Source organism: Actinomycetospora sp. (assembly GCF_055612215.1).
Genome location: NZ_JBVPVA010000539.1, coordinates 1 through 7,414 on the forward strand (window position 1 = coordinate 1; position 7,414 = coordinate 7,414).

Consider the following 7,414-nt stretch of genomic DNA (forward strand, 5'->3'; position numbering starts at 1 on the left):
AGCCAGGCCCGTACGAGGCGCGCGCCCTCGACGTAGGTCGTGGTGTGGATGCGCCAGCGCGGGTGCGCGAGGAACTCGAGCATCCGGCCGGCGCGCGCGTCGTCGATCAGCAGCCAGCGCCGCAGGTGGGCGCGCGCCTGCTCCGCACGGTCGGACGCGACGCTGCCGTGCAGCAGCAGGGCGGCGTCCTGACGGACCGCGGCCAACGGGACCATCGCGGCCTCGACCGCCTCCCCGAGCGCGCCCTCGGCCGCGGTCGTCGGGACACCGCCGGCCGCCAGGTGCCCGACCGCCCAGGTCCCCCAGCCCGGCCCGACGACGGCCTCGAGCCCGCACTCCGCCGCGCCCTCGGCCACGAGGCTCTGCGGTGTGCGGGCCAGGAAGAGGGTGCGCTCGGGGGCAGGGGCGTCGGCGAGCTCGATCCGCGTCATCTCCGTGTGGTGCCCGGGGTAGGCCTCGTGGGCCGCGAGCACCGGCAGGTGCGCCCGCCGGTGGCCCGCCTCGCGGGAGACCTGCACGACCGAGCGCGCCCGGGCGACCCGCCGGGCGAACCCGGCCCACGGGACACCGGTCACGATCTCCAGGTCGACCCCCTCCCCCGGCGGCAGCCCGACCGTCGCTCCGGTGCGCTCGCGCAGGGCCGCCATGATCGCCGCGAGGCCGGGGCGCAGGTGCTCCGGGGAGACGCGGTCGCGGTCCCGGAACGCCGCGAGGGCCCCGGGCAGCCGGCGGACGTCGGTGCCGAGGACGTCGGCGAGGCGGGCGTGCGCCGCGCGGTAGTCGTCGGGCTCGCCGGGGGCGACGTCGACGCCGAGGCAGTCCCGGATCTCCTCGACGACGCCGACCTCCTCGCCCGCCGCGCGCGCGGCGATCACCTCGCACGCGGCGAGCTGGGCGTCGAGGTACTCCGCCCGGGCCGGCCCGAGCGCCGGGGTGTGGGCGAGCCGCCGGCGCAGCGCGGCGGCGTCGCGGCGCAGCGTCGACGGGTCGGGCCGGGGCTCGGCGTCGACGCGGCTGGCCACCGCCGGGTCGCCGACGTGGGCGTCCACGAGCCCCGGCACGACGCGCCCGAGGCGGAGCCCGAGGGTCACGTAGGCCCCCGGCAGCCCCTCGGGGTCACGTCCGTCCACCGGCGCCGACGGTACCCGTCGTCGGGCCCCGGGGAGCCTCGGCGCGGACACCGCGTCACTGGATACGACACCCGGGTGTCGAGGTCGGTGACCGATCGCGTCCCGGATGCTCCCCCCGGGCCGGGCCCCACGCCCCGGCCGACCCGCGCGCCACCCGATCCGGCCAGTCGAGTAGCGGTGCGAATTGTCCGTCACTCGATCGAGGAATGCGCGACTCTTCCGGGTCGGCGGCGTCGTTAGGTCCACGTCATCGGCCACACCGTCCGTGAGGCCGGACCACGAAGGCGATCACCCGGTCCCTGATCGGGGACCGCGCACCGGACGAGGGGAAAACCTTTCCGAATGCTGGCGGAGAAGGCGGGAACGGTGCTCAGCACCTGCCGGAACGGCTGAGCCCACAGACGGCCACGACGCGGGCCCCCGGTCCCCTGGGAGCAGATCGGGGGGCCGCGCCGTGGCGGCGCAAGGACCGGCGCGTCCGTGCCCATCGGGGGATGGCACGGACGCGTCGGTGCGTCCGCGGTACCACCCCGGATTCGCCGGACTCAGCCGCCGTAGCGTCGGTGCCGATCCGAGTAGTCGCGCAGCGCGCGCAGGAAATCGATCCGACGGAACTGCGGCCAGAACGCCTCGGTGAAATAGAACTCCGAGTACACCGACTGCCACATCAGGAATCCCGAGAGCCGCTGCTCGCCCGAGGTCCGGATGACGAGATCCGGATCGGGCTGGCCGGACGTGTAGAGGTGCTCGGCGATGTGGTCGACGTCGAGGACCTCCGCGAGCTCCTCGATCGACGTGCCCGCCTCCGCGTGGCGCAGCAGCAGCTTGCGCACCGCGTCCGCGATCTCCTGCCGGCCCCCGTAGCCGACGGCGGCGTTCACCTGCATGCCGGTCCGCCCCTCGGTGCTCGCGGCGGCGGCGGCCAGGCGTTCGGCCGTCGGCGCGGGGACCAGGTCGGGGTTGCCCACCACCCGCAGCCGCCAGCGCCGGTCCGGGGCCGCGAGCCCCTCCACCGCCGTCGCGATGATCTCCAGCAGTTGGGAGAGCTCGTCGCTCGCCCGACCCAGGTTGTCGGTCGAGAGCAGGAAGAGCGTCACCACCTCGACCCCGGCCTCGTCGGCCCAGTCGAGCACGTCGACGATCTTGCGGGCGCCCACCCGGTGCCCGTCGCTGGGGTCGGTGAGCCCCACCTCGCGCGCCCAGCGCCGGTTGCCGTCGAGGATGACGCCCACGTGCCGGGGCGGGTGAGCGGCCACGACCCGGCGCCGCAGCCGTCGCTCGTAGAGCGATTCGGCGACCTCGCGGATGTTGCTCCGGACGCTCACGGGCGGCCAGGTTACGCCGTCGAGGTCACGGATCGCGCCGTCGTCCCCGCCCGGACGGGTGCCGCCGACGGGCTCGCCCACCCGTCACCGGGCGGTCGCACGACGTTCTCCGACGACGCCGGGTACTCGCCTACCCTGGCGTGCGTGAGCCTCGCCGACCTGCCGCCGCAACTCGCGTCGCCGGCCAAGCCGCGACTGCGCGGCTGGCTGCACCTGTGGTCGTTCGTCGTCGGGATCGCGGCCGGCGCGACGCTCGTCGCGCTCGCCGCCGCCACGGTCTCCGCCGCCGCCGCGGCCGCCTGCGCGGTGTACGCCGTGGCGGTCCTCGGCCTGTTCGGCATCAGCGCGCTCTACCACCGGCGGGCGTGGACCTCGGAGCGCGCCCGCACGACGATGAAGCGGCTCGACCACGCGATGATCTTCATCTTCATCGCGGGGACCTACACGCCGTTCGCCGTGCTGGCCCTGCCCGAGCCCACCGGGCTCGTCGTGCTGCTCGTGGTCTGGATCGGCGCCGCGGGCGGCGCGGCGCTCAAGCTGCTGCGCCCGCACGCCCCGCGGTGGGTCGGGGTGCCCTTCTACCTGGCCCTGGGCTGGGTCGCGGTCTTCGTCCTCCCCGACCTGCTCCACCGCGGCGGCGTGGCGGCGCTCGTCCTGCTCCTCGTGGGCGGTGGCTTCTACACCCTCGGGGCCCTCTGCTATGCCTTCCGGCGGCCCGTCGGCTGGCCGAGCACCTTCGGGTTCCACGAGTTCTTCCACGCGGCGACCGTCGTGGCCGCGATCTGCCACCACGTCGCCATCTGGCTGGTGCTCTACGCCTGAGTGTCGGTGGGCGCGCCCTCGCCGTCCTCGTCGTCCTCGCCGTCCAGTCGCGGACCCCGCGCGCGGAGCTCGTCGACCGTGCTCATGGCCTCGCGCAGCTCGGCCAGCCACGGCTCGGTGTGCTCGCCGACCAGCGCCACCGCCCACGCCAGGGCCTCCGAGCGCGAGCGCGCGACGCCGGCGTCGACCAGGGTGTCCAGCACCCGCCGCTCGGGCTGGCGCAGCCGCGTCATGACCGGCACCGAGAGCGTCGTGAAGAGCTCCTCGACACCGTCGTCCTCACCGCTGCCCGGGATCCGCGCGCCCCAGGCGACCTTGCGCCCGTAGCGGTGCTCGGCCTGCCGGGCGATCTCCATGCGGTCCTCGCGCGTCTCCTCCCGGAACCGCGCGATGCGCCCGGCCGCGCTGGCCGCCCGGGCCGCGGGGTCGGCGTCCGCCGCGTTCTCCGGCGCCGGCAGCTCGCCGACGACCAGGATCTCCTCGCGGTCGACCGTCACCTCGGGGGCGCCGGTGAACCAGCCGTCCGGGAGCCGGCCGGAGAGCCAGGCCGTCAGGTCGTCGACCGGGGGCAGCTCGCTCGCGGGGCGCCCGCCCCGGCCGACCCGTCCCCCGCCGCCGGGGCGTCCCCGGTGTCCTCGTCCCACCATCATCGTCCACTCCTCGTGCTCGGTGCTTGCCGTAATTACAGCATTACACCGATGCCCGCGTCGACGTCGTTCGCCGAGGGAGGACAGCCGGCCCGAGGGCGGCTCAGACGGCGCGCAGGGCGTCCGCGAGCTCCTCGGGCGACGTGGTGGGCCGCTCGCAGACGTAACCCCGGCACACGTAGGCCGCGGCCGCCCCCTCGACCAGCGGACGGTCGGCGAGCAGCGGCACCCCGGGCGCCTCCGGGTCCCCGGCCACCACGACCGAGCCGCCGGGCGCCACCCGGCGGGCGGCCGTGGCCAGCGGCTCCCGGGCCGCCTCGTCCGACCCGACGACGGCCACCTGCAGCGGCCCCCGCAGCGCGGCCTCCGCCGCGCTCGCCCAGCCGCCGGCGAACCGCGCGTGGCGGGCCAGCAGCGTGCCCGCCGTCGTCAGGGCCGCCTCGGCGACGCCGCGGTAGCGCCCCGCCCGCTCCGGGCCGGCCAGCACGGACGCGGTGAGCAGGGCCGACGTCAGCACCGACGACCCGCACGGCGTGGCCCCGTCGGTGATCTCCCGGGGGCGGCTGACCAGCGCCTCGGCGTCGTCGGCGGTGTCCCAGAAGACCCCGGTCGGGGCGCCGGCCTCGTCGTGCTCGCCGAAGCGGTCGAGCACCACGTCGAGGAGCGCGCAGGCCTCGTCGAGCCAGCGCGGCTCCGCGGTGGCCTGGTGCAGCGCGAGCAGCCCCTCGGCCAGCGCCGCGTGGTCCTCGAGGACGCCCGGGGCCTCCCCGACGACGCCGTCGCGCGAGGTCCGGCGCAGCCGCCCGTCCACGACGTGGGTCCGCAGCAGCAGGCCGGCGGCGCGCCGGGCGGCGGCCAGCCAGTCCGGCCGGCCCAGCGCCGCGGCGCCCTCGACGAGCGCGGTGATCGCGAGGCCGTTCCAGGCCGCCACGACCTTGTCGTCCCGCGCCGGCTGCGGGCGCGCCGCCCGGGCGGACAGCAGTGCCTTGCGCGCGGCCTGCCACCGGCCCGGATCCTCGGGGTCGACGGGCATCTGCAGCGTCGAGCGGCCGTGCTCGAAGGTCCCGGCCTCGGTGACGCCGAGCAGCTCGGCCGCCCACGCCCCCTCCGCGGCGCCGAGCACCTCGGCGAGCTCGGCGCGCGACCACACGTACGTCGAGCCCTCCTCACCCGCGGCGTCGGCGTCGAGGGCCGACGCGAACCCGCCCTCGGCGGTGCGCAGGTCGCGCAGCAGGAAGCCCCCCGTCAGCTCCGCCGCGTGACGGGCGAGCCCGGAGCCCCCCGGCCGGTCGGGAGCCAGCCGCGCCTCGTGGGCGTAGCTGCGCAGCAGCAGGGCGTTGTCGTAGAGCATCTTCTCGAAGTGCGGCACCACCCAGCGGGCGTCGACCGAGTAGCGGGCGAAGCCGCCCGCGAGCTGGTCGAACAGCCCCCCACGGGCCATCCGCTCGTGGGTCGCGGTCGCCATCCGCCACGCCGGCTCGCTGCCCGTGCGCTCGTGGTGGCGCAGCAGGAACTCGAGCACCGCGGACGGCGGGAACTTCGGCGCGCCGCCGAACCCCGCGGCGACCCGGTCGAACTCGCTCTCGAGCCCGTCGACCGCGCCGGCGAGCGTGGCCTCGTCCACCGCCGCGGCGGGCAGCGAGCGCGCGACCCCCGACAGCCGGTCGGCGATCCGCGACGCGGCGTCGCGCACCGTGTCGCCGTCGGTCTCCCACGCCTTCGCGACCGCCGTGAGCAGCTGTGGGAACGACGGCATCCCGCTCTGCGGCTGCGCCGGGTAGTAGGTCCCGCAGTGGAACGGCTGGCCGTCCGGGGTGAGGAAGCACGTCATCGGCCAGCCGCCCTGGCCGGTCATCGCCTGGGTGGCCTCCATGTAGACCGCGTCGACGTCCGGGCGTTCCTCGCGGTCGACCTTGATCGCCACGAAGTGCTCGTTGACGAAGGCCGCGATCTGCGGGTCGGAGAACGACTCGTGGGCCATGACGTGGCACCAGTGGCACGCGGAGTAGCCGACGGAGAGCAGCACCGGGACGTCGCGCCCGCGGGCCTCGTCGAACGCCGCGCTCTCCCAGGGCCGCCAGTCGATCGGGTTGTCCGCGTGCTGGCGCAGGTACGGACTGGTCGAGCCCGCGAGCCGGTTGGCCATGCGCTGATGGTCGCACGGAGTCACCGCCCGGTCGTCCGGCCGGCGGGCGACCCGGCCGCGGCGCCGGTCAGCCGTCCGGGGCGGACCGTTCCCGCGTCGGACCGGCCTCGTCGGACGCCGCTGCCGTGCCCGGGGCGTCCGGCGTGCCCGACGCCGGCGGCTCCTCGGGCGGGTCGAACGACTCCGGGACGTTGCGCAGCCGCTTGGACATCGAACGGATGAGCACCACCGTCGCCACGGCGAGCAGCAGGATGACCACGAGCGCGATCGGCGAGGTCTTGCCGAACTCCTCACCGCGGTCCGACCCCGGCGCGGGCGGCTGCGCCTGGGTGACGACGACGGCGAGCGTGGCCACCGGCGAGGCGAGGGCGGCGGGGATCACGAGGTGAGCACCCGCTCGCGGACGCCGGCGAACAGGTCGCCGTCCTCGACCGACTCGGTCTCCTCCGGGTCGCCCACCAGGGAGCGCGCGAGCTCGTACTCCTCGGTCGGCCACACCCGCTGCTGCATCTCGATCGGCATCGAGAACCACCGGCCGTTGGGGTCGATCTGCGTGGCGTGGGCGAGCAGCGCCTGGTCACGCACCGGGAAGTACTCCGCGCAGCGCACCCGCGTCGTCACGCGCGTGCCCGGGTCGGTCCGGGTGCCGTCCCAGCGCTCGAGCCACTCAGCCCACGGGGACTCCAGGCCCGCCGCGAGCAGCGCCTCGTGGAAGGCGACGATCCGCGCCTTCGTGAAGCCGTGCGAGTAGTAGAGCTTCAGCGGCTGCCACGGCTCGCCCGCGTCGGGGAAGCGGTCCGGGTCCCCGCACGCCTCCCACGCGGCCATCGACACCTCGTGGCAGCGGATGTGGTCGGGGTGCGGGTAGCCGCCGTTCTCGTCGTAGGTCACGACGACGTGCGGCCGGAACTCCCGCATGACCCGCACCAGCGCCTCGGTGGGCACCTCGAGCGGCTCGAGCGCGAAGCAGCCCTCCGGCAGCGGGGGCTTCGGGTCGCCCTCGGGCAGCCCGGAGTCGACGAACCCGAGCCAGCGGTGCGCCACGCCCAGGATCTCGGCGGCGCGGGCCATCTCGGCCCGGCGCACGCCCATCATGTCCGCGAGCACCTCGGGGCGGTCCATCGCGGGGTTGAGGATGCTGCCCGCCTCGCCCCCGGTGCACGTGACCACCATGACCTCGGCGCCCTCGGCGACGTAGCGCGCACAGGTCGCCGCGCCCTTGCTCGACTCGTCGTCGGGGTGCGCGTGCACCGTCATGAGCCGTAGGCCTCGGAGGCAGACGGTTCAGGCGGTGACATGATGGCTCACCGTAGAACGAGGGAGATGAGGGAGTGACGGTGGAGC

At 75.8% G+C, this 7,414-nt stretch carries 7 protein-coding genes; 1 reads left to right on the forward strand and 6 read right to left on the reverse strand.

The window, feature by feature from the left end; genetic code table 11:
* On the reverse strand, positions 1-1,130 hold a 1,130-nt coding region (locus AC0CYZ_RS15090), incomplete at its 3' end, for a DUF885 domain-containing protein (RefSeq protein WP_472216704.1).
* A gap of 545 nt (positions 1,131-1,675) precedes the next feature.
* The gene (locus AC0CYZ_RS15095) at positions 1,676-2,455 is read right to left on the reverse strand and encodes an isoprenyl transferase (RefSeq protein WP_472216705.1); all 780 of its coding nucleotides are present in this window, start codon (positions 2,453-2,455) and stop codon (positions 1,676-1,678) included.
* A gap of 144 nt (positions 2,456-2,599) precedes the next feature.
* Between AC0CYZ_RS15095 and trhA the strand changes: the two genes are divergently transcribed.
* The gene (gene trhA, locus AC0CYZ_RS15100; protein WP_472216706.1) at positions 2,600-3,277 is read left to right on the forward strand and encodes a PAQR family membrane homeostasis protein TrhA; all 678 of its coding nucleotides are present in this window, start codon (positions 2,600-2,602) and stop codon (positions 3,275-3,277) included.
* Here the strand turns inward: trhA and AC0CYZ_RS15105 are convergent.
* From AC0CYZ_RS15105 to mca, 4 genes are all read right to left on the reverse strand, one after another.
* Positions 3,268-3,924, reverse strand: a complete 657-nt coding sequence (locus tag AC0CYZ_RS15105; protein WP_472216713.1) for a hypothetical protein — start codon at positions 3,922-3,924, stop codon at positions 3,268-3,270. The two genes, trhA and AC0CYZ_RS15105, sit on opposite strands and share 10 nt — an antisense overlap.
* A gap of 103 nt (positions 3,925-4,027) precedes the next feature.
* Entirely contained in the window at positions 4,028-6,070 is a 2,043-nt protein-coding gene (locus tag AC0CYZ_RS15110) for a thioredoxin domain-containing protein (protein ID WP_472216707.1), read from the reverse strand.
* 67 nt (positions 6,071-6,137) lie between these two features.
* Positions 6,138-6,452, reverse strand: a complete 315-nt coding sequence (locus AC0CYZ_RS15115) for a hypothetical protein (protein ID WP_472216709.1) — start codon at positions 6,450-6,452, stop codon at positions 6,138-6,140.
* Positions 6,449-7,327 (reverse strand): mycothiol conjugate amidase Mca, encoded by an 879-nt coding sequence (mca, locus tag AC0CYZ_RS15120; RefSeq protein WP_472216711.1) that lies wholly within the window; start codon positions 7,325-7,327, stop codon positions 6,449-6,451. Before mca ends, AC0CYZ_RS15115 begins: the two co-directional genes overlap by 4 nt.
* Between the last annotated feature and the right edge of the window lie 87 nt (positions 7,328-7,414).